20 protein-coding genes and 1 pseudogene are annotated in these 21,048 nt (G+C 75.4%); 10 read left to right on the top strand and 11 right to left on the bottom strand.

Features of this window, described 5'->3' with window-relative positions; translation table 11 throughout:
* The first annotated feature begins 226 nt into the window (after positions 1-226).
* From ACGFI2_RS04160 to ACGFI2_RS04170, 3 genes are all read left to right on the top strand, one after another.
* Entirely contained in the window at positions 227-898 is a 672-nt protein-coding gene (locus ACGFI2_RS04160) for a response regulator (RefSeq protein WP_393510323.1), read from the top strand.
* Positions 899-1,105: 207 nt separating this feature from the next.
* Positions 1,106-1,591: a hypothetical protein gene (locus tag ACGFI2_RS04165; RefSeq protein WP_393510326.1), complete on the top strand. Its 486-nt coding sequence runs from the start codon at positions 1,106-1,108 to the stop codon at positions 1,589-1,591.
* 76 nt (positions 1,592-1,667) lie between these two features.
* Positions 1,668-2,318: a class F sortase gene (locus ACGFI2_RS04170; protein WP_393510329.1), complete on the top strand. Its 651-nt coding sequence runs from the start codon at positions 1,668-1,670 to the stop codon at positions 2,316-2,318.
* 442 nt (positions 2,319-2,760) lie between these two features.
* On the opposite strand, the gene ACGFI2_RS04175 is transcribed toward ACGFI2_RS04170, so the two are convergent.
* Complete coding sequence (locus ACGFI2_RS04175; RefSeq protein ID WP_393510332.1) at positions 2,761-2,931, bottom strand: hypothetical protein; 171 nt, start codon at positions 2,929-2,931, stop codon at positions 2,761-2,763.
* Between the two features lie 8 nt (positions 2,932-2,939).
* Here ACGFI2_RS04175 and ACGFI2_RS04180 point away from each other — a divergent pair, with 8 nt between their 5' ends.
* Positions 2,940-3,491 (top strand): CorA family divalent cation transporter, encoded by a 552-nt coding sequence (locus tag ACGFI2_RS04180; protein ID WP_393510335.1) that lies wholly within the window; start codon positions 2,940-2,942, stop codon positions 3,489-3,491.
* 12 nt (positions 3,492-3,503) lie between these two features.
* Here ACGFI2_RS04180 and ACGFI2_RS04185 read toward each other — a convergent pair whose 3' ends face one another.
* Positions 3,504-4,175 carry a TetR/AcrR family transcriptional regulator C-terminal domain-containing protein gene (locus ACGFI2_RS04185; protein WP_393510338.1) on the bottom strand — a complete coding sequence of 224 codons (672 nt, stop codon included), beginning with the start codon at positions 4,173-4,175 and terminating at the stop codon, positions 3,504-3,506.
* Between the two features lie 82 nt (positions 4,176-4,257).
* Between ACGFI2_RS04185 and ACGFI2_RS04190 the strand changes: the two genes are divergently transcribed.
* Positions 4,258-4,488 carry a hypothetical protein gene (locus ACGFI2_RS04190; RefSeq protein ID WP_393510341.1) on the top strand — a complete coding sequence of 77 codons (231 nt, stop codon included), beginning with the start codon at positions 4,258-4,260 and terminating at the stop codon, positions 4,486-4,488.
* 54 nt (positions 4,489-4,542) lie between these two features.
* Here the strand turns inward: ACGFI2_RS04190 and ACGFI2_RS04195 are convergent, their stop codons facing one another.
* Positions 4,543-5,553 carry a phosphotransferase family protein gene (locus ACGFI2_RS04195; protein ID WP_393510344.1) on the bottom strand — a complete coding sequence of 337 codons (1,011 nt, stop codon included), beginning with the start codon at positions 5,551-5,553 and terminating at the stop codon, positions 4,543-4,545.
* Between the two features lie 165 nt (positions 5,554-5,718).
* Between ACGFI2_RS04195 and ACGFI2_RS04200 the strand changes: the two genes are divergently transcribed.
* Entirely contained in the window at positions 5,719-6,108 is a 390-nt protein-coding gene (locus tag ACGFI2_RS04200; RefSeq protein WP_393510347.1) for a YchJ family protein, read from the top strand.
* A gap of 74 nt (positions 6,109-6,182) precedes the next feature.
* Here the strand turns inward: ACGFI2_RS04200 and ACGFI2_RS04205 are convergent, their stop codons facing one another.
* Both ACGFI2_RS04205 and ACGFI2_RS04210 read right to left on the bottom strand, forming a co-directional pair.
* On the bottom strand, positions 6,183-8,045 hold the full coding sequence (locus ACGFI2_RS04205; protein ID WP_393510350.1) for a transketolase: 1,863 nt from the start codon (positions 8,043-8,045) through the stop codon (positions 6,183-6,185).
* 49 nt (positions 8,046-8,094) lie between these two features.
* Complete coding sequence (locus tag ACGFI2_RS04210) at positions 8,095-9,396, bottom strand: MFS transporter (protein WP_393510353.1); 1,302 nt, start codon at positions 9,394-9,396, stop codon at positions 8,095-8,097.
* Between the two features lie 187 nt (positions 9,397-9,583).
* Between ACGFI2_RS04210 and ACGFI2_RS04215 the strand changes: the two genes are divergently transcribed.
* The 3 genes from ACGFI2_RS04215 to ACGFI2_RS04225 are packed head-to-tail and all read left to right on the top strand — an operon-like array spanning position 9,584 to position 12,145.
* Positions 9,584-10,660: a LacI family DNA-binding transcriptional regulator gene (locus tag ACGFI2_RS04215; protein WP_393510356.1), complete on the top strand. Its 1,077-nt coding sequence runs from the start codon at positions 9,584-9,586 to the stop codon at positions 10,658-10,660.
* Entirely contained in the window at positions 10,657-11,580 is a 924-nt protein-coding gene (locus ACGFI2_RS04220) for an arylamine N-acetyltransferase (protein ID WP_393510359.1), read from the top strand. Before ACGFI2_RS04215 ends, ACGFI2_RS04220 begins: the two co-directional genes overlap by 4 nt.
* Complete coding sequence (locus tag ACGFI2_RS04225) at positions 11,573-12,145, top strand: NADPH-dependent FMN reductase (RefSeq protein ID WP_393510362.1); 573 nt, start codon at positions 11,573-11,575, stop codon at positions 12,143-12,145. Before ACGFI2_RS04220 ends, ACGFI2_RS04225 begins: the two co-directional genes overlap by 8 nt.
* Positions 12,146-12,500: 355 nt before the next feature.
* Here ACGFI2_RS04225 and ACGFI2_RS04230 read toward each other — a convergent pair.
* The 6 genes and pseudogenes from ACGFI2_RS04230 to ACGFI2_RS04255 form a co-directional block, all read right to left on the bottom strand.
* Positions 12,501-13,209 (bottom strand): annotated as a pseudogene (locus ACGFI2_RS04230) (hypothetical protein); the annotation flags it as partial.
* 72 nt (positions 13,210-13,281) lie between these two features.
* The gene (locus ACGFI2_RS04235; protein ID WP_393510365.1) at positions 13,282-14,181 is read right to left on the bottom strand and encodes a hypothetical protein; all 900 of its coding nucleotides are present in this window, start codon (positions 14,179-14,181) and stop codon (positions 13,282-13,284) included.
* Positions 14,182-14,235: 54 nt separating this feature from the next.
* Entirely contained in the window at positions 14,236-15,867 is a 1,632-nt protein-coding gene (locus ACGFI2_RS04240; RefSeq protein WP_393510368.1) for a protein kinase, read from the bottom strand.
* A 209-nt stretch (positions 15,868-16,076) separates the two neighbouring features.
* The gene (locus tag ACGFI2_RS04245) at positions 16,077-17,144 is read right to left on the bottom strand and encodes a hypothetical protein (protein ID WP_393510371.1); all 1,068 of its coding nucleotides are present in this window, start codon (positions 17,142-17,144) and stop codon (positions 16,077-16,079) included.
* Positions 17,145-17,202: 58 nt separating this feature from the next.
* Positions 17,203-17,550, bottom strand: a complete 348-nt coding sequence (locus tag ACGFI2_RS04250; protein ID WP_393510374.1) for a PadR family transcriptional regulator — start codon at positions 17,548-17,550, stop codon at positions 17,203-17,205.
* Between the two features lie 54 nt (positions 17,551-17,604).
* A complete protein-coding gene (locus ACGFI2_RS04255; RefSeq protein ID WP_393510377.1) occupies positions 17,605-19,389 on the bottom strand; it encodes a hypothetical protein in 1,785 nt (594 codons plus the stop codon).
* A 344-nt stretch (positions 19,390-19,733) separates the two neighbouring features.
* On the opposite strand from ACGFI2_RS04255, the gene ACGFI2_RS04260 reads away from it, so the two are divergent.
* The gene (locus tag ACGFI2_RS04260; RefSeq protein WP_393510380.1) at positions 19,734-20,867 is read left to right on the top strand and encodes an N-acetylmuramoyl-L-alanine amidase; all 1,134 of its coding nucleotides are present in this window, start codon (positions 19,734-19,736) and stop codon (positions 20,865-20,867) included.
* Positions 20,868-21,048: the final 181 nt, after the last annotated feature.

Raw genomic sequence — 21,048 nt, forward strand, 5'->3', positions numbered from 1 at the left:
TGCGCCGGGCCTGCGAGCCCCGCAGTCGCGAACGGAGGACGGTCCGGTGAGCGCGAGGAGTGAGCCGGGCCGGCGAGCCCCGCAGTCGCGAACGGAGGACGGTCCGGTGAGCGCGAGGAGTGAGCCGGGCCTGCGAGCCCCGCAGTCGCGAACGGAGGACGGTCCGGTGAGCGCGAGGAGTGAGCCGGGCCGGCGAGCCCCGCAGTCGCGAACGGAGGATGGTCCGGTGAGTGTGCGGGTGGTGGTCGCCGACGACCAGGAGCTGATCCGCACCGGGCTGCGGATGGTCCTCGACGCCCGGCCCGACCTGACCGTGGTCGGTGAGGCGGCGGACGGCGTCGAGGCGGTCGCGGTGGCGACGCGTACCCGGCCCGACGTGGTGCTGATGGACGTGCGGATGCCCCGGCAGGACGGCATCGCCGCCACCCGTGAGCTGGTGGCGGCGGGCAACCCGGCCCGGGTCGTCATGCTCACCACGTTCGACGTCGACGAGCACGTCTACGCCGCGCTGCGCGCCGGGGCGAGCGCGTTCCTGCTCAAGGACACCCGCCCGGCCGACCTGGCGGAGGCGGTGCGGCTGGTGGCCCGGGGCGAGGCGCTGCTCGCGCCGACCGTGACGCGGCGGCTGCTGGACCGGTTCGCCGGCCGGCTGCCCGGCCCGGCGCCCACCGCCGAGCGGGCGCTCGCGGCGCTCACCGCCCGGGAGGTGGAGGTGCTCACGCTGACCGCGCGTGCCCTGTCCAACGCGGAGATCGCCGCTCGACTGCACCTCAGCACCGCCACCGTGAAGACGCACGTGTCCGCGATCCTCAGCAAGCTGGGCCTGCGCGACCGGATCCAGGCGGTGGTGCTGGCGTACGACACCGGACTGGTCCGGCCGGAGCCGCCGGCCCGATGACCGTTCGTCCGCTCTGCACCACGCGCTGCCGGCATGTCCGTCGTGGGTGCCGAGACGGGGAACACCGGACGGCAACGAAGATTTCTCAATTACCCCCAGTGACCGCCGCAACCCTCCTAGTGTTGGCCACACCGGTGCTAGTCACGGAGTTGGCCACCCGAACGACGTCCCACGCAGACAGCGGACGAAAAGTGAGGGAAGACGCGGATGAAGGCACAGTCATTTCTCGGACCGGCGGCGGTCGGCGTGGGCCTCGGCGCACTGCTGCTCCCGGCCGCCGCGCTGGCGGACACCAGAGTCTCACCGGCCACCACCCCGGTCGGCGGCACCGTCGTGCTCACCACGACGTGCAATCCGAACGCCGGTGACGCGATCTTCCGGGTCACCGGACCGGACCGCGACCAGAACGTCCGGTCCACCACGGCCGCGGCCGGCGGCGGGCTGAGCGCCGAACTGTTCACCGCCGGGTTCACGCTCGGCACGTACACGGTCGCCGCCACCTGCGGCGACGGCAGCGACGGCGGCAGCGCCACGTTCGCCGTGACCCCGATCGGCGGCGCCCAGGCCGGCGCCGGCGGCCGGGGCGGCGACACCGGCGTCCTGGTCGCGGGCGGCGCGCTCGCCGCCGGCGCGCTCGCCGGCGGGACGTACGTCCTCATCCGTCGCCGGCGGCGGGCGGGCGCCACCGCCTGAACGGCTCACCGTGCGGATCGCCCGCGCCGGCCCACCGGCGCGGGCGCCGCGTCCACGTCGGACGGAGGTGGAACCGGTGCCCTCGTCGAGCCGCCGGACGGGCGGGCCGTCGCGTGCCCGCACCGCGGTCGTCGTCACCGCCGTCACCCTCGCCGTCGCCACCGGCGTCGGACTGGTCTCGGCCGGCCTCGGCAGCACCTCGGCGACGCCGCCGCAGCCCGGCGCCTCCGCCGCGCCGGCCACCGAGCGTCCCGGTTCCGCCGGCCCGACGCTCCCCCGCTCGGCGCCGGTCCGGATCGCCATTCCCCGCATCGGCGTCGACGCCGACGTCGTGCCGGTGGCCACCGACGACAACGGCGCGCTGGAGGTGCCGCCGCTGGAGCGCCCGGAGGTCGCCGGCTGGTACCGCCCCGGCCCCGCGCCGGGTCAGGCCGGCAACGCGGTGCTGGTCGGGCACGTCGACTCGCAACGCGGACCGGCGGTCTTCTTCGACCTGGGCCGGCTACGCCCGGGCGACACCGTCCGGGTGGTCCGGGCCGACGGCCGGACCGCGGCGTTCACCGTGGACGGTGTGGGGGCGTACCCGAAGGACCGCTTCCCCACCGAGCGGGTGTACGGCGGCGGCGGGACGTCCCGGCTGCGGCTGATCACCTGCGGCGGGCGGTTCAACCCGCGCACCGGCAGCTACCCCGACAACATCGTGGTCTTCGCCACCGCCGCCCGCTGACGCGGGCCCGACACCGCCGGGGCGCCGGCGGGCCGTACGGTAGGCCGTCGGTTTCCCGGCGGGCGGAGGTTGCGGTGGACCGGATCCGGTGGCGGCAGCGGCTGCCCGGCCTCGTCGGGCGGCTGCTGCGACGCGACGGGGCGACGACCGGGCCGCGACAGCGCCGGGTGAACCCCGACGCGGTGGTCGACTGCGCGGTCTACGTCGGAGGACGGCGGGAGCCGGGCCGGCCGCACTACGCCGACGCGTACGACCGGGCGCGCCGCGGCCGGCGTACCTTCGTCTGGCTCGGGCTGCACGAGCCGGGCGCCGCGGTGCTGGCCGCGGTCGGGCGGACGTTCGGGCTCGACGAGGCGGCGGTCGAGCAGGCGCTCGCCGACGGGCACCGGCCCACCGTGCGGCGCTTCGGCGACGTGACGCTGCTGGTGCTGCGCAGCGCCGGCTACGTCGAGCACACCGAGCTGACCGCCACCTCCGAGCCCACCTGGGCCAGCACCTCCGGGCGGCGTTGCGCCTCCTCGCGTACCGGGGCGAGCGCGCCGGTGGCGCCGTGCCGGACGGTCAGCGCGAACCTCTCGCCGAGGAACACCAGCACGTCCCCGGTGTCGACCACCGTGGGCGGTGGCGTACGCGGTCTGCGCCCGGATGGTCGAGCTCTACCTGGAGGTCGCCGAGCACCTGGAACGGGACCTGGACCGGGTCGAGGAGAGCGTCTTCGCCCGCGAGCGCGGCGCCGACATCCAGCACCTCTACCAGCTCAAGCGGGAGGTGGTGGAGTTCAAGCGGGCGGTGCTGCCGCTGACCGCGCCGCTGCGTGCCCTGCTGGACTCCCCGGACGCCGGTCCCCCGCCCGCGCTGCGGCACCGGTTCGCCGCCGTGGTCGACGGGCTGGCCCGGGCGGTCGAGCGGATCGGCGCCTACGACGAGCTGCTCACCTCGCTGGTGCAGTCCCGGCTGGCGCAGCTCGCCGTGGAGCAGAACGACGACATGCGCAGGATCGCGGCGTGGGCGGCGATCGCCGCCTCGCAGACCGCGGTGGCCGGGATCTACGGGATGAACTTCGCGCACATGCCCGAGTTGCACTGGCGGTACGGCTACGGCGGCGCGCTGCTGCTCATGGCGACGCTGGCGGTGACGCTGCACCGGTTGTTCCGCCGGTCCGGCTGGCTCTGAACGGCCGGAGGCTCAGCGGGACGTCCCCGCCCGGAGCAGGGCGGTGAGGCCCTCCTCGAACAGCAGGTCGTCGTTCCACCGGGTGTCGTCGAGGTGGCCGGAGGCGGTCAGGGTCGGGTAGGCGTCGGCGTGCGAGGCGACGTGGTCGCGGGCGGCCGCCCGCACCTCGGGGTCGGCGGTGCGCCGCCACGTGGCCTCGGTCAGCGAGGCGCCGATGACGAAGTTCGCCACCATGCGCGTCACCACGGCCAGCCGACGCCCGTGGCAGCCGCCGCGCACCAGTGCGGCTTGCAGGAACTCCGTGCGGGCCAGGACGTTTGGCCCGAGCATCGGGCGCCCGACCAGCCCCGGCGCCCACGAATGGTCAAGCATGGCGGCGCGCCATCCCCGGGCGAGGACCCGGATGTTCTCCTCCCAGTCGTCGCTCCCGGCCGGGATCGGCACGTCGCCGAAGATCCGGTCGACGGCCAGGTCCAGGACGTCGTCCTTCGTTCGTACGTGCCAGTACAGCGCGGTGGCCGTCACGTCCAGTCGCTCGGCGAGACGGCGCATGGTCAGGCCGTCGACACCGTGCCGGTCGAGCAGGATCACCGCCGCGTCGACGATGTTCTCCCGGGTCAGGGGCCGCCCGCGCCGGGCTCGGCTCGGCTCGGCCCGGAGCCAGACCGGTTCGACGATGCTCATGCCGCCATGATAAACGCTGTACAGCCGCCTTAACATCGGTAAGTAAGGTGTCGTCGGACCGGCCGGTGAGGAGTTCACCACGATGCCCCTCCTGCGCATTCAGCTCGACAGCGACCCGACCACCGCTCGGCGTGTCCTTCTCCTGCACCAGCAGGGCCGCATCCACCACGAGTCCCGGGAGGCCGCCCGGGAGCAGGTGTGGCGTCAGGGCCGCACCCCGGCCGGCGACCCGGTCTTCGTCGGCGTCACGAACGGCCGCCGGCACGTACGGCTGCTCTACGACGTCCGGGTCCATTCCGACACGGTCCCCTGAGCACCCGCCCTGCGCCGTGCCCTTCCCCGCCGTGCCCTTCCCCGCCGGGCCCGCTCAGCGCGCGGGACCGGCCAGGTCGGACAGCTCGGCGTCGAGCAGCTCGGCCAGCAGCGCGACCCGCCCCGGGTCCGACTCCGCGGTGATGGCCCGGCTGGGCATCTCCACGGTCATCAGCAGATAGAGGTGCAGCCGGTAGAGGCCGAGCCGCCGCCGCGCGCCGGCGTCCAGCGGGAACGGCGCCGCCGCCCGGTAGGCCCGCACCAGCGGATCGTCCGGCTCGTCCTCGGCGCGGCGGAACAGCAGCGGCGACACCAGATCCAGCAGCGGATCGCCCCACAGGTGCCGTTCGCCGTCGACCAGGCCGCTGAGCCGGAGCGTGCCGTCCGGCCCGTCGACGGCCAGCACGTTGCCGGCCCAGCCGTCGAAGTGCAGCAGCGCCGGGCGGCGCACCACGTCGAGAGCGACGGCGTGCCGGGCGACCAGTGCCCGGATCCGGGTCGCGGGCACGGGCAGCGGCACCGACCAGTCCGCCGCGTCGGCGAGCAGGTCGTCCACCATCGCGACGTAGGCGTCCCGCCAGGTGGGGGCGGCGGCACGGCCGCCGTCGTAGCCGTACCGGTCGCCGGTGACGGCGTGCAGCGCGGCCAGCGCTCGGCCGAACTCCGCCCGCAGCGGCCCGACGTCCGCGCCGGCCCGGGTCAGGTCCCAGAGGGTACGCCCGGGCAGGCGCGCGGTGAGCAGCCAGTCGCCCAGCTCGGGGTGGCGGCCGTGGTGCAGCAGCGACGGCACCGGCACCGCGGGCGCGTGGGCGGCCACCAGGCGCAGGTAGCGCGCCTCCGCGCCGATCATGTCGCGCTCGTAGCGCAGCAGCGGCACGTGCGGCGGCGGCCCGACCTTGAGCACCACGTCGCGTCCGTCGGCGAGGCGTACCCACCACACCGCGGCGAACCCGCCGCCGGCCAACGGCCCGCAGTCGGCCACCTCGGCGGCCGGGCCGAGCGAGGCGGTCAGGTAACGGCGCACCTGCTCCGGATCGAGGTCGCGCCGCGTCGGGCTTCCGCTCATGGTCCCCGGAGACTAGTGCGCCGATCCCGCCCGCGCTGTCCCCTCGCCCGGGTGTAAGGAGGGGCCCCTCATTAACGCGCTGGGTACAGACGGGGCCCCTTCTAACGGGCTGCGTCAAGCGGGGCCCCCTCCTTGCACGTTCCGGCGGCGGGCGAGAATCGGCGGATGGTGACACGCGACCCGGCCTGCCCGTGCGGTTCCGGCCGGCCGTACGAGGACTGCTGCGCGCCGGTGCACCGGGGCACCGCCACGGCGGCCACCGCCGAGGCGTTGATGCGGTCCCGGTTCAGCGCGTTCGTCCTCGGCGACGCCGACTACCTGCGGCACAGTTGGCACTCCCGCACCCGGCCCGACCGGCTGGAGTTGGACCCGGGCACCCGGTGGACCCGGCTGGAGGTGCTGGAGACCGGGCAGGGCGGACTGTTCGACAGCAGCGGCACGGTCCGGTTCCGGGCCCACTACCGAGAGGGCGGCCGGCCCGGCGTGCTGGCCGAGCGGAGCCGCTTCGTCCGCGAGGACGGCCGCTGGGTCTACCTCGACCCGCTGCCGGAGTGACGCGCTCGGCCGAGCAGTTCAAGAAGGGGCCCCTCCGCTACCGAATGCGTTAACCGGGGGCCCCTCCTTACACCTCAGGCGAGGGTGCGCGCCGCGGCGACGACCGCGTGCACGCCGATCCCGGCTCGGTCGAGCTGCTGGGTCGGGGTGCCGGAGCCGGGCAGCCCGCGCACCGCGAGGTGCTGCACGCGCACCGGCTCGGCCAGGTCGGCCAACGCCTCCAGCACGGCGGAGCCGAGGCCGCCCTCCGGGTAGTGGTCCTCCACCACCACGAGCCGCCCGCCGGTGTCGCGGACCGTCTCCAGCAGGCGTTCCCGGTCGACCGGCTTGATCGAGTAGAGGTCGACGACGCGGGCGTCGATCCCCTCCCGGGTCAGCTCGTCGGCGGCGGCGAGGCAGACGTGCACGGTGACGCCGGCGCCGAGCAGCGCGACGTCGCCGCCGTCGCGCAGCACCCGGCTGCCGCCGATCGGGAACGCCTCGCCGTGGTCGTAGAGCACCGGGTACGCGCCGCGGGTGGTGCGCAGGTAGGCCACGCCCGGACGGTCGGGCAGCTGGGCGACCAGGGCCGCGCAGGAGACCGCGTCGGCCGGGCAGAGCACCGTGGAGCCGGGCACCGCGCGCAGCGCGGCGACGTCCTCCAGTCCCATCTGGGACGGGCCGTCCGGGCCGATCTCCACGCCGGCGTGCGAGCCGACCAGGGCGATGTCGGCGCGGGAGATGCCGGCCATCCGGATGAAGTCGTAGGCCCGGGACCAGAACGCGGCGAACGTGGCCGCGAACGGCCGCCGGCCCCGGACCGCCAGGCCCACGGCTGCGGCGACGAGTTGCTGCTCGGCGATGTACATCTGGAAGAACCGGTCCGGGTACGCGGCGCCGAAGCGGTCGGCCCGGGTGGAGTCGGCGACCTCCCCGTCGAGGGCGACCACGTCCGGCCGGGCGGCGCCCAGCGCGCACAGCGCGTCGCCGTACGCGTCCCGGGTGGCGACCTTCGCCCCGCGTTCGTAGCGGGGCAGTTCCGGCCGGCGGTGCTCGACCGGGTCGGCACGCGGCACGGTGTACGGCCTCGGTGCGCTGACCCGGATCCGCCGCGGCCCGCCGAGCGCCCGCACCGCCCGGTCGGCCAGCTCGGGGTCGAGCGCCTTGCCGTGCCAGGACGGGTCGTCCTCGATCTCGGGCACACCCTTGCCCTTGACCGTGCGGGCCAGCACCACGGTCGGTCCGGTGCCGTCGCGGGCCTGCCCGTACGCCTCGTCGACCGCGCCGAGGTCGTGGCCGTCGATCACGATCGCCCGGCAGCCGAACGCCTCGACCCGCCGCCGGTAGGTGTCCAGGTCCCACTCCAGCTCGGTCGGGCCGCGCTGGCCGAACCGGTTGACGTCGACGATCGCGGTGAGGTTGCGCAGCCCGTAGTGACCGGCCTTGTCGAGCGCCTCCCAGATCGAGCCCTCGGCGGTTTCGCTGTCGCCGCAGAGCACCCAGACGTGCGCCGCCGACCGGTCGAGGTACTGCGCGGCCAGCGCCACGCCCACGCCGACCGGCAGGCCCTGCCCGAGCGAGCCGGTGGCGACGTCGACCCAGGGCAGGACCGGGGTGGGGTGGCCCTGCAGGCGCGAGTCGGCCCGGCGGTACGTCTCCAGCAGCTCCTGCTCGCTGATCGCGCCGACGGCCCGGAACACCGCGTACAGCAGCGGTGAGGCGTGGCCCTTGGAGAAGATCAGGTGGTCGTTGCCGGGGTTGCCGGGGAAGGACCAGTCGTAGCGCAGGTGCCGGGCGACCAGCACGGCGAGCAGGTCGGCGGCGGAGAGGCTGGAGGTGGGGTGGCCGGAGCCGGCCATCGTGCTGCACCGGATGGCGTCCACCCGGAGCTGGGCGGCCAGCTCCGCCAGCCCGGTCAGGTCCTCGTCGCGCAGGGTGCGTGTCGCTTGCAGGGTCACCGGACCCACCGTAGTCGCGAATGCACTTATTGTTCCTTTTTCCGCTGACTCACCCCCGACCGGCGAACAGCCAGAGCGCCACCAGCGGGTACGGCAGCACGGCCACCGCGAACGCGGCCGGGTTGCCCAGCGCGCCGGCCAGCAGGCCGTACCCGCCGTAGAACGCGACGGTGGTCAGGTCGGTGGCCATCCCGGCCAGCGAGGTGACGGTGGCCCGGGCGTCGCCGGTGATCCGCGCCTGCAGCCGCACGTCGGCGAGCACGGTGGCGAGCTGGAACGCGGCGAACGCGAGCGCCAGCAGCAGGAAGCCGGCCGGGTGCCGCAGCAGCGCCCCGCCGGCCATCGCCGCCGCCGCGACCACCAGCAGGCCGGCGTACCCCCGGTGGGACAGCCGCTCACCCAGCGGCGCGAGCAGCCCGCCCACGGTCATCCCGACCCACACCAGCAGGAGCAGCAGCGGGACGGTCACCTCGGCGACGCCGGTGTCCCGGGCCAGCAGCCCGGTGTACTCGTCGAGCCCGCCCCAGATCGCGGCGACGGCGGCGACCAGCAGCACCGCCGCGCGCACGGCGCGGTCGGCACGCACCTCGGCCAGCCCGCCGCGCAGGCTGTCCCACCAGCCGGGTTCGTCGTCGTCCGGCCGCTCCCCCGGCGCGGCGTCCGCACCCGCCGGCGACGAGGACCGGCACTCCGACGGGACGACCGCGGGGGACCGGCGCTCCGGCGGAACGGCCGCCGGCGAGCGGTGCTCGGACGGGACGGCCGCCGGCGAGCGGTGCTCGGGGAGGCGGGCCGCGACCGCGGCCGCGAGCAGGCAGGTCAGCACGCTGGCGGCGCCGACCGCGAGGTAGCCACCGAGCGCGTACACCGGCCCGGCGAGCACCCCGGAGCCGACCGCGCCGAGCACCTCGGCGGTGCGGGCGCGGCCGATCAGCCGGGCGTAGCGGTCGGCCGCGCCGAGGCGGTCGAGCTCGGTGAAGACCAGCGCCTCCAGCGCACCGGAGCGCAACGCGCCGCCGGCGCCCCAGAGCAGGAAGCCGGCGGCGAACGCCGGGTAGGACGGCAGCAGCACCCAGAGCGCGAAGCCGGCGGCCGCGAGCAGCGGCGCCAGGCAGAGCAGCAGTCGGCGCGACAGTGCGTCGGCCCACGCGCCGGAGGGCACCTCAAGCAGGATGCCGGCGGCCGACCAGAGGACGAAGAGCGAGGAGATCTGCCCGACCGTCAGCCCGGTGTCGGCGAACAGCAGCACGTAGAGCGGGTAGAGCAGGACGAGGTCGGTGAGGAACGCGTAGCCGTAGAGCGTCGCCGCCAGGCGGCGGGGCGCGGGCACGCGGGCAGGGGCGACGAGCATGAGGCCTTCCCACGGGACGTGACGGACACCTGTCGCAGTGCACGGTGTCCGCGGCGGCCCGCGGCCTCGTCGTTCAGGCGGGCATCAACATCGCCAGGTCATGCCGACGATCCTAACCGGACCGTGGCCTTGACGGGTACGGCACGGCGAGGCATCCTGTTAATCGATTAACAACGGAAGGAAGGCCATGGGTTCCCGGGTCACGTTGCGATCCGTCGCCGACGCGGCGGGCGTCTCCACGGCGGCGGTCTCCTACGCCTTCAACCGGCCGCAGCGGCTCTCCGAGGAGGTGCGGACGCGCATCCTGGCGGTCGCCCGGGACCTCGGCTACGCCGGCCCGAACGCCGCCGCGCGGTCGCTGCGCACCGGGCGGGCCAACGCGGTCGGCGTCATCCTGACCACCGAACTGGCGTACGCGTTCCGCGACCCGTACGTCCTCGACCTGCTCGGCGGCCTCGCCGAGACACTGGCGGCGGGCCGGACCAGCCTGGTGCTCATCCCGTTCGCGCCGGTCGTCGCGGGGCTCACCGACGCCCAGGTGCGCGAGTCACTCGACGCCGTGCACCGCGCCGTGATCGACGGCGCGGTGGCCGACGGGCTCACCGGCGAACACCCGGCCGTCCGGGCGCTCGCCGACCGTTCGCTACCGCTGGTCCTCTCCACCGAGTCCGCCGCCGCCCGCTGCGTGCTGATCGACGACCGGCAGGCCGGCCGGGCGATCGGCCGGCACCTGGTCGACCTCGGTCACCGCGACCTCGCGATGATGGTCGCCGCGCCGGAGCCACCCGGGCGGAACGTCCCGGCGCCGGACGAGGCGACCCTCTACCCGTACTCCCGCAACCGGCTGGCCGGGGTCCGCGACGCCCTGCCGCCCGGCGCCCGCCTGCGGGTGGTCAGCGGCGGCGGCAACGCCACCGCCTCCGGCCACGCGGCGGCGGCGGCGCTCCTGGCGGGCGGTGACCGGCCGACGGCGATCGTCGCGGACAGCGACGTGCTCGCCGCCGCCGTGGCGCGCACCGCCGAGGACCGGGGTCTCCGCGTCGGACACGACCTCTCGGTGACCGGCTTCGACGACGTGCCGCTGGCGGCGGCGGCCGGGCTGACCACCGTGCGCCAGCCGATCGCCGAGAAGGGCAGGTTGATGGCCCGCATGCTGCTCGACCCGGCCGGCACGCCGAACCGGGTCACCCTCCCCACCCACCTCGTCGTCCGCTCCAGCACCGGTCCCGTGCCGGAGCGTCGAACGGAAAGGACCATGCCGTGACCCGACCACCGGCTCCCCCGCTCGGACTCGTCGACCTGACCGCGCACTGGCCGGTCGACGCGCTGGACCTCGACGCGTACCTGCGTCGCGTCGGCCACCGCGGAGCCGTCGCGCCGGACGGCCGGACCCTGCGCGCCCTGCACCGCGCGCACGTCGCCGCGATCACGTTCGAGAACCTGGACGTGATGCTCGGCCGGGGCGTCGAGGTGGACCTGGCCCGGGTGCAGGACAAGCTCGTCCGGGCCGGGCGGGGCGGCTACTGCTACGAGCACGGCGTCCTCTTCGGCGCGGTGCTCCAGCGCATCGGCTACCGGGTGGACCGGCTGCTCGCCCGCACCGGCGACCCGGCCGAGAGCCCCCGCCCACGCTCGCACCTCGTGCTGCGGGTCGACGACGGCGAGCAGGTGTGGCTCGCCGACGTGGGCTTCGGCTCCGGCCTGCTCGAGCCGCTGCCGCTGGGCGAGGACGACCCGCGGCGACAGGGCCGGTGGGAGTACCGGCTCCGGCGCGGCGCGGACGGCGCGTGGCGGCTGCGGGAACGGACCACGGGCGACTGGACCACGCTGCTGACCTTCACCGAGGAGCCGCAGTACCCGGTGGACGTCGAGGTCGCCAACCACAACACCGCCACCAGCCCGCACTCGCCGTTCACCCGGCAGCGGATCGTCGTCCGCAAGGACGACGAGTCGGTGCGCCGGCTCATCGACCGCGAGTACGCGCGGGAGAGCCCCGGCCACCCCACCCGGTCCCGCTCGCTGACCGACGAGGAGTACGCCGACGCGCTGCACGACGAATTCGCCCTCACCCTGAGCCCCGCCGAGATCCGGGCGCTGCTGGACTCGCTGCCCGCGCCCGACGCGGACGCCGCCGTCGCCCCGGACCTCGAACTCAGGTCCCCGACCGGAGGACACCATGCCTGACCAGCCCGCCCCCTATCCGCTGGCGGTCATCACCGCCAGCGTCCGGCCCGACCGGATCGGCCCGACGGTGACCCGCTGGCTCCTGCGACACCTCGAGCGCCACCCCGCCGCCGCCGTGGACCACATCGACCTGGCCGACCTCGACCTGCCGGGCGACCTGGCCGGCGGCGGCGACGCCGAGGGGTTCACGAAGCGGATCGACCGGGCCGACGCGTTCGTCGTCGTCACGCCCGAGTACAACCACGGCTATCCCGGTCCGCTGAAGACCGCGCTCGACACCGCGTACGTCGAGTGGCGGGCCAAGCCGCTCGGCTTCGTCTCGTACGGCGGCGCGTCCGGCGGCCTGCGCGCGGTGGAGCAGTTGCGGGGCGTCCTGGCCGAGTTGCACGTCAGCACCATGCGCACCGGCGTCATGATCCCCGACGTGCACGAGGCGTTCGACGAGCACGGGGAGTTGCGCCGCCCGGAGCGGGCGGAGGCGGGCCTGGCCGCGATGCTGCGCCAGCTCGACTGGTGGGCCCGGACCCTGCGGCGTGGTCGGGCCGAACGTGCCTACGACTGCTGAACGGCGACCGGGGCGGGACCCGATCGGATCCCGCCCCGGTCGCCGCGCTCGGCTCAGCGGCGGAACTTGTCCGCGTCCGCCGACGGGATGACCATGGTCGCCTCGCTGTCCGCGGCCTGCTCGGCCGTGGGCTGGCGCGGCGTGGTCGGCTGGGTGCGCCCGGAGTCGGCGAGCGCCGGGATGACCTGGGTGGTCTCCCCGGCCACGGCCGGGTCGTCGCCGGCCCGCGTCGGCACCACCTGGGTCGGCTCGGCCGAGCCCGCGTACGCCGGCACCGGCTGGGTGCGGTCCGCCTCGGTGTCCCGGGCCACCGGCCGGGTCAGCTCGGCCTCACGGTCGGCGGCGAGCCGGGCCGCCACGTCACGCCGGCCGGCCTGGTAGGCGCGGGCGTGGGTGGCGATGGTCCGGGACTCCTCCTCGGCCCGGGTCAGCCAGTTCTCCCAGCGGCTCTGCATCGGCCGGACCAGACCGCCGCCGACGCCCACCACCAGGATGCCGCCGACGGTGGCCAGCACCGCGATCAGCACCGGCGTGGTCACCGCGGTGGCGACGCCGATCTGGTTGAGCGCGGCGATGACGCCGAGACCGAGGATGAACACCGAGGCGAGGTTGGCCAGCACCCGGCCGTAGGAGAGGCCGCCGAGGGCGCTGGAGATGATGTCCTTCACCGCCCGGGCGATGGCCGCGGCCACCACCACGATGACGATCGCCACGAACGCCCGGGGCAGCCAGGCGACCACGCCGGCGATCAGGTCGGAGATCGGGTTGGGGCCCCAGATGCCGAACGCGAGCTGGAGCGTGACCAGCAGCACCGCGTAGTAGGCCAGCTTCGCGACGATGTCGCTGGCGTCGTACTTCGAGCGGGCGAGCGCGGTCTTGATCCCGCCGCGCTCGACGGCCCGGTCGAAGTGCACCCGCTCCAGGACCTTGTCCACCAGCTTCAGCACGGCCTTGGCGATCAGCCAGCCGGCGACCAGGATCGCGATGAACGCGACCGCCTTGGGCAGGAAGAGCATCACCGAGCGGAACGCGTCGCCCACCGCGTCACCGAAGTTGTCTCTCATCTAAGGGCCTCCACGCACGGGGTCAGGGGTAGTTCCGGGTGGGCCTACCCTGGGCGACGCGCGGGGAAACGCTCAGCCGCCGGGGCAGCGGTAGCTGACGCGCGTGCCGGCCTGCACCGGCGACGGTTCGACGATGTTGACGGTGGCCGTCCCGGTGGTCGCGCCGACCCCGCTGAACGTCCACCTGAGGGTGAGCGTGGCGGTCCGCTGCCCACCACCGACCCGCTCGCTGAGCAGGGCGCCGGGCGGCGCGTCGGAGCGGAACCACTGGTAGCGGATGGTGCCGGCGTGCCCGTTCGTGCGGACCGTGGCGACGACGTCGACGGTCACGTCGCAGGCCACCCCGGCCGGCCGGGGCACCGCCACCGAGACCTGCTCGACCTCCAACGGCCGCAGCCGCTGCCACAGGTAGAGCCCGACCGCCACCAGCAGCGCGGCGGTGAGCACCGTGGACAGCACCGAGACGACCCGACGCCAGAGCGGGCGCGTCGGCCGGACCGGCGGCGCGACCGGCCAGGCCGGAGCCGGCGGCGGCGTCGCCGGCACGCCCGGGCCGAAGCGCAGCTCGCCGCCGGGCGCGGGCGCCGGGACGCCGCTCACCGTCCGCGCGTCCACCGTCGGCTCCCGGTACGCCCCGGCGGTCGTCCCCGCCGGCGTGGCCCTCGCCTGCCGGTACGGTGCGGCCCGCGGCTCGGGGGCGGTCAGGTGCACGGTCGGCTCCGCTCCCCGGTGGACATCGCCGGCCGGCGAGCCGATGTGCACGGTCGGCTCCGCGACGCCCGGGTCACCCGCGAGGTGCACGGTCGGGTCCCCGCCGGGCCCGGGCCCGGCCGGAGGGCCGAAGCGCACGGTCGCGTCCCCGCCGGGCCCGGGCACCGCCGGAGGGCCGAGGCGCACGGTGTGGTCCGTGCCGGACGACGCGGGCAGGGCGTGGGTGGGCAGCGCCTCGGTGGGCTCCTCCGGCCGGTTCATGCCGGCCGTCCCCGGGTCGGGCTGCGGTGCTGGGCGGTGGGCACGGTCGTACTCCTAGCCGGGGGTGCAGTAGTTGTAGAGCGTCACGTACACCGGTTTCGCCGAGGTGGTCGCGTTGCCGGCGGCGTCGACGGCGGTGACCTGGATCGGGATGCGGGTGCTCTGCCTCGGCGCGGCCAGCGGGCCGAGGGTGCCGGTGAACACGCCGCGACCGGCGGCGGCCATCCGGACCGTGCCGGTGGCGTCCTCCAGCGGGTAGCGGAACGTGACCTTCAGCGCGGCCGGTCCGCTGCGGTCGTCGGTGACGGTGACGGTGACGGTGCTGCTCTGGACCCCGAACGGGCAGCCCTTCGGTTCGAGCTGACCCGGATCGGCGTCGACGCCGCCGACCACCGGCGCGGTGACGTCCGGCGGGGGCGGCGGCGTGGTGCTGCGCGACGGGCCGGGGGTCGCCGCGCCGGTGCGCGCCGGCGGTCGGGCCGGCGACCGGGTTCCGTCCGGCGCGACGGACGGCGTCGCCGCCGGCGGGGTGGCCAGCGTGGACGGCGTGGGGGTGGCGTCCGGGGGCGCGGCGCTCGTCGGGTCCGGTGCGGCCGGGTCGGCGACGGCCGGCGACGGATCGTCGGGAGCCCCGGCGGCGACCGGGGTCTCGCGGGCGGCGTAGCTGTAGCCGGCGCCGCCGACCAGCACGGCGGCGACCAGGGCGCCGGCCACCAGCACGGTGCGCTTGCGTCCCCGCCGGAGCAGGCCGCCCCGGCCGGTGGTGGCGCCGAGCGCCGTGCTGGCCACCACGGTGGCGCCCGCCGCCCGGTCCGGGAACGGCCACAGCGCGGCCAGCAGGGCGGCCCGGCGGGCCAGCTCGCCCAGCCCGCGCTCCTCCCACCCGGGGCCGTACCCGGCGCCGGCCACCCGGTCCAGCAGCTCCAGGAAGACCTCGGCCGGTTGCGGCCGCTCGTCCGGACGCTTGGCCATGCCGTGCCGGAGCAGTTCGTGCACCGGCGCGGGCGCCGGATCGGTCGGGATCGGCGCGGTGGCGTGCTGCTCGCGCAGCGAGAGCAGGTCCGGCCCGTGGTACGGGGGCAGCCCGGTGAGGCACTCGAAGAACGTGGCGGTGGCGGCGTAGATGTCGCAGGCGGGGCTGGCCGGGGCGCCCGTCCACTGCTCCGGGGCCATGTAGCGGGGCGTGCCGGAGACGGTCGTGTCGGTGCCCCGGCCGACCGGCATGGCGATGCCGAAGTCGGCGAGCTTGCTGAGCCCGCCGCCGGTGACCAGCACGTTCTCCGGCTTGTAGTCGCGGTGCACCACCCCGCGCGCGTGCGCCGCGGCCAACCCGGCGAGCGACCCCCGCAGCACGCAGAGCGCCGCCTCGGGTGTGGTCGGGCCGTGCGCGCGCAGCATCTGCCGCAGCGAGACGCCGTCGACCAGCTCCATCACGATGGCCGCGCCCTGCGGGGACTCGACGTACTCGTAGAGCCGACTCACGTGCGGGTCGTCGATCTCGCCGAGCAGCCGGGCCTCGGCGCGGAAGGCCACCCGGAACGACGACTCCCCGCCGAGGTCGCGGACCAGGTACTTGATCGCGACCGGGGTGCCGGTGGCGTCGTGGGTGGCCAGCACGACACTGCCCGACGCGCCGGCGCCGAGCCGACGGACCGGCGTGTAGCCGGACAGTTGCCAGCCGCTCATGCGACCAACTCCACGGCGTTCCAGGGGCGGATGTCGGTGGCCGCCTCGCTGGTCATTCTGGTCGCGCCGGGACGGCCGGCCATCGGCGCAACGGGTGCTTCCGCACGCCGGACGGCGGCCCCGGGCCGGGGACGTCGCCCGATCCCGGTGCCGGGCGGCGGATGGTCGGTAACGGACACCCCGTCACTGGTAGCAGACGCCGGCAAGCGTCAGCCGGTCGGCCGCTCCCGGTCCGCGGCGCGGCCCAGCGCCACCATCCGCTGCGTCTCCTCGCGCCGGCGCACCAGCAGCACCCCGGCCAGGAACGTGACCGGCGGGACGAGCACCAGCATCGCCCACTGGGCGCCGACCAGCGGGATGGTGTGCCCCATGTGGACCGTGGAGGTCGCCCAGCCGGCCAGCGCGCCGTCGATCACCAGGGCGAGGGCGGCGACCGGCGCCAGCAGCACCACGACCCGCCGCCGCACCACCGGGGCCAGCCGGGCCACGGGTACGCCGACCGCGAGGCACGCCAGCGCGAGCCCGGCGAGATAGAGGTACATGACCGGCTCGCTGCCGGTGCTCAGCCCGTAGAAACTCTCGTAGCTCACCTCACCCCCACCGAACAGCGGGCTGGTGACCCGGTTCAGCTCCAGCAGGCCGACCACGGCGACCGGCCCGGCCACCACCGCGGCGAGGCGTCCGCGGCCCAGTACGCGCGCCGCCCGGCGCGGCGGCGCCGCCACCGTGAGCCCGGCGGCGGCGATCACGGCCAGGGTGAACTGGGGGAGCGTGTCCACCACGTATCCGGGCTGGTCGGCCACGCCCGGCCCGACCAGCGCCAGCCAGCCGGCGACCCCGGCCCAGGCGAGGATCGCCGCGACCCGGCGCAGCCCGACCGCGGCGGCCACCGCGACCGCCGCCCAGCCGGCCAGCCGCAGCCAGTCGACCGGGTCCGTCGCGGGCGGCCGGAACGGCGGCGGCAGGGACGGGTCGACCAGGATCTGGTCCAGCACGTTCTTCCCGGCGGCGGCGGCGAGCACCAGCGCCACCAGCAGCCCGGTGACGGCGGCGGCGTCGGCCCAGGCCGGCTCGGTGAACCCCCGTGCGCCCACCCGCAGCCGGGCCCGCAGCCCCGCCCCCACCAGGTCGACCGTGTCGGCGAGGCCGGGGCGGGTCTGCCCCGGCCGCGCGTCGGCCAGCAGCACGGCCAGCATCTCCTCCTCGTAGACCCGGCGGTGGGCCCAGGGGTGGACGGCCAGCAGCCGGCGGTAGCGGCGCTCCAACTCTCCACTCACGCTGCGCCACCTTCCGTTCGCGACTGCGGGGCTCGCAAGACCGGCTCACTCCTCGCGCTCACGAGAAACCCCCCTCGGGCAGCAGGCCGGCGGCGCGCAACCGGCGGCCGGCGGTGTCGGCGTGCCGGCGCAGCCGGTCGACCTCGTCGGCGAGCCGGGTCGCGCCCAGCGCGGTGAGCCGGTAGTAGCGGCGCAGCCGGGACTGCACCACCTCCTCCCGGTCGACCTCGATCAGACCGTCGGACCGCAGCCGGTCCAGCACGGCGTAGAGGGTGCCGGCCCGCAGCCGGACCCGACCGTCGGAGATGCGGAGCACGTCCTCGATGACCGCGTAGCCGTGCCGGGGCTCCTCGGTCAACGCGGTGAGGATCAGGAACGTCGGCTCCCGCAGCGGAGGTTCACTCACGCCGGGAGCATATACCGTTTACCGGCATATGCACATGCCGCGCGCGGGGGTCGGTCAGAAGCGGCGGGACGGGGGGACGCCGTGGGGCGGGGGCCGGCGCAGCAGCCAGAGCGGGTTGCTCGCGGCGACGATGCCGCCGTCGCGGTCACGCACCTGGGTGCGCAGGTACGCGCCGCCGCCCACCCGCACCGGCAGGTCGTGCCAGCCCTCCCGCAACTGCCGCCACGGCACCTGTCCGGTCCGGATCGCCGGTGTCGGGTCCGCCGCGCCGGCCAGGTCGACCTCGCCGGTGACCGCCTCCAGGGTGGCCCCGGCCGGCAGGTCGGTGGCGCGCAGCCGCACCGTGACGGTGTCGTCGGCGACCGTCGGCAACGCGCCCATGGCGCTGCGGCCACCGAGTTCCAGGTCCAGCGCTCCCCGGTAGCCGACCAGGTCGGCGAACCACGCCTGCCCGGCGCGCAGCGCCGCGACCAGGTCGTCGCGGCCGGTCGAGGCGGCCCAGACGGACGTGATCCAGCGGTCCCGCCCGGTCCGCCAGTCGGTGCCGTCGTGGTCGTCGGTCACCCCCACTGCGGTGAGCGGGATCGCGTTGCGGGCCGCCACGTCGTATGCCCAAAGGTGGTCCTCGACCGGCGCCCGTCCGATCTCGATCAGGTCGGCGCCGAGGCCGCGCCGGGCCACCAGCAGCCGGGCCAGCGAGTCGCGCCGTTCCACGTCCAGCGGATGGTTCCAGCAGACCACGCCGCCGTGGGTGTGCAGGAACTCCACCATCCGCTCGGTCGCGCCGGGGTCGTTGTCCCGGTACGGCGGGGACGGGAAGCGCGGCAGCGTGCCGTCACCGCCGAACCAGTTGAGGTGCCGCACCATCGACACCTCGTACGCCCGGTGGTGGGTCACGCCCGGGTAGGCCCCGTCGTAGCCGCGCAGCACCTCGGCGCGCAGTTCCTCCCCGCCCTGCCCGGCCCGGCGCGCCCGGTCGAAGACCAGCCGGTCCACCAGGTACGCGCCGCGCGCGCCACCGGTGACGGTCACGCCGAGACGCAGCCCGCGCAGCGAGTTGTCGCCGGCCACCAGGTCGGGCCAGAGCCGCCGGACGTCGGCGAGCAGGTCGAACGTGTGCCGCCGCCGGACGCCGGCCGGGGCCGGCACGTCGACGGTGCCGTGCCGGCCGTCCGCCGCGTGCCGGACCGTTGCCGCCGCGCCGAGGCGGTAGCGCAGCACCAGTTGGCCGGCGGGCCGCCCGGGCCCGGCCGGGTGGTGGGACAGGGCGACCTCGACGGTGAGCGTGGCGTGCGGGCCGGCCGACTCGGGCCGTACGTCCAGGTGCAACGTGGTGTCGGAGATGTTCCCGGTGTGCGTCCAGTTCCACGCCTTGCCCGCGTACCAGTGGGTGCCGGCGCCGGTGGCGGTGAGGCGCAACGCGCGGCCGGGGCCGTCGGCGGCGTCCGGCGCGGCGACGAAGTCGGCGCTCGATGCGGTGAGCCGGCCCTCGGTGGTCGACGTCCAGGTCCAGGCCAGCCCACCCTCGGACTCCTCCGGGCCGTCGAAGCGCACGACACGGCGGTGGTCGTGCGCGGCCACCCGGAAGTCGTGGTCGGTCCACCAGAGCACGTCGACGGCGTTGCGGCGGGCCTGGTCGAGGTGGGCGGCGTAGCTGGCGACGCCCTCGCTGAACGAGGCGTGCAGGTGCATGGCCATGCTGACCGGCCGGCGTCCGCGGGCCGGCGGCGGGCGGTCACGGGTGACGGCCAGCCCGACCGGTACGCCGATCCCGGCGACCGCCAGCCCACCCGCGGCGGCGAGCACACTGCGCCGGTCCGGTCGCGCCCGTCCGCCCATCCCACTCCCCCGTCCAGTCGTCTCCGCGCCCGGTGTGGGCCAGTCCCCATCGTCCCGGAACCGAACCCGGCCACTCCACCCGCCGCCGACGATCGTGGAGTGGTGGCTCCCGCAATGTCGGTTCAGCCGGATATCGGAGGTGCCACAACTCCTGGATCGACGCCACCGCCGCGTGGGCGGGCAGGGCGGCGGGTCGGCGAGAGGGGGCGGCGACGCGGGGAACGACCCGGGTGGCATTTGTCCTCTGGCGCGCGGCGCGGTTCTGGCAATATTCTCCGAATCGCGCCTTGAAGTTGGAGTTCCTTTACACCACCCGGCGCCGGTCGGGTCATCGAGGAGATGCCATGCACTTCGACCACCCCGAACTGGACCGCCGTACGCTGCTGCGGGCCGGCCTCGGCGCCGCCACCGTCGCGGTCGTCGGAACCGAGCTCGCGCTCCCGGCCGCCGCGCACGCCGCGCCGGGCACGGACCTCGACTGGATCATCAGCTGCGACGAGTGGGCCGCCCGGCCGCCGTCGGGCGCGCTGTCGGTCAGCGCGATCCCCACCAACAAGATCATCCTGCACCACATGGCGTTCCCGAACGTCACCGACTACTCCGAGGAACACGCCAAGCAACTGGCCCGCGACTGCCAGGACCTGCACATGGACGGCAACGGCTGGTCGGACACCGGGCAGCACTTCACGGTGAGCCGGGGCGGCCACGTCCTGGAGGGACGGCACGGCAGCCTGGAGCGGTTGGAGGCCGGCGACCGGCAGATGATCGCCGCGCACTGCCCGGGCGAGAACGGCCGGGCCATCGGCATCGAGAACGAGGGCACCTACGTCACCGAGACGCCGCCGGAGGAACTCCTCGACTCCCTGGTGCGGCTCTGCACCGCGATCTGCCGGCAGTACGGGCTGCACGCGCACGACATCTTCGGCCACTGGGACTTCCGGGAGACCCAGTGCCCGGGCGCGACGTTCTACCGGGAGTTCCCGGCGGTGCGGCGCGAGGTGTTCCGGAACCTGGGCACCCGCCTGGGCGACGTGCCGGCGCGACGCTGGCCGGACATCTGGCGCTTCGTCGGCGGCCCGGTGGTCCGGGTCGCGCAGTACCTGCTCACGTTCCGCGGCTACGCCGTGCCGGTGACCGGCGTGTTCGACGCGGCGACCGTCGCGGCGGTGCAGGACTGGCAGGCCCGCAACGGCATCCCGGTCGACGTGGACGCCACCCTGACGGCGCCCACCTGGGAGACGCTCGCCCCGGAGCTGGACCAGCGCGACACCGGCGTGCCAGTGGTCGCGGCGCAGTTCATGCTCGCCTCCAAGGGCTGGGCGGAGGTCGTCCCGACCGGCGAGTACGACCACCCGACCCGGAGCGCGGTGAAGGACCTGCAGCGCCTGCACGGACTGCCGCCCAACGGCAAGCTCAGCACCACCACCTGGTGCGCCCTGGTGGGGGGCGTGGTGCGCCAGTCGTTCCACAAGCACTGACGGCGCGCCGGCTCAGGAACGCGGTGGGGGGTGGCAACGGCGCCACCCCCCACCGTCGCGTGCACGGGCGGCCGACGGAGCGAAACGTCGGCATTCACGGCTGGTGAACGACGGCTATCCCGAGCGACGGTTCGCCGCCGATCATTGCCCGGAGATAGATATGAGTCATTCTCACCTCCGG

It is taken from the genome of Micromonospora sp. NPDC049282, assembly GCF_043197045.1.
Taxonomy (GTDB): domain Bacteria; phylum Actinomycetota; class Actinomycetes; order Mycobacteriales; family Micromonosporaceae; genus Micromonospora.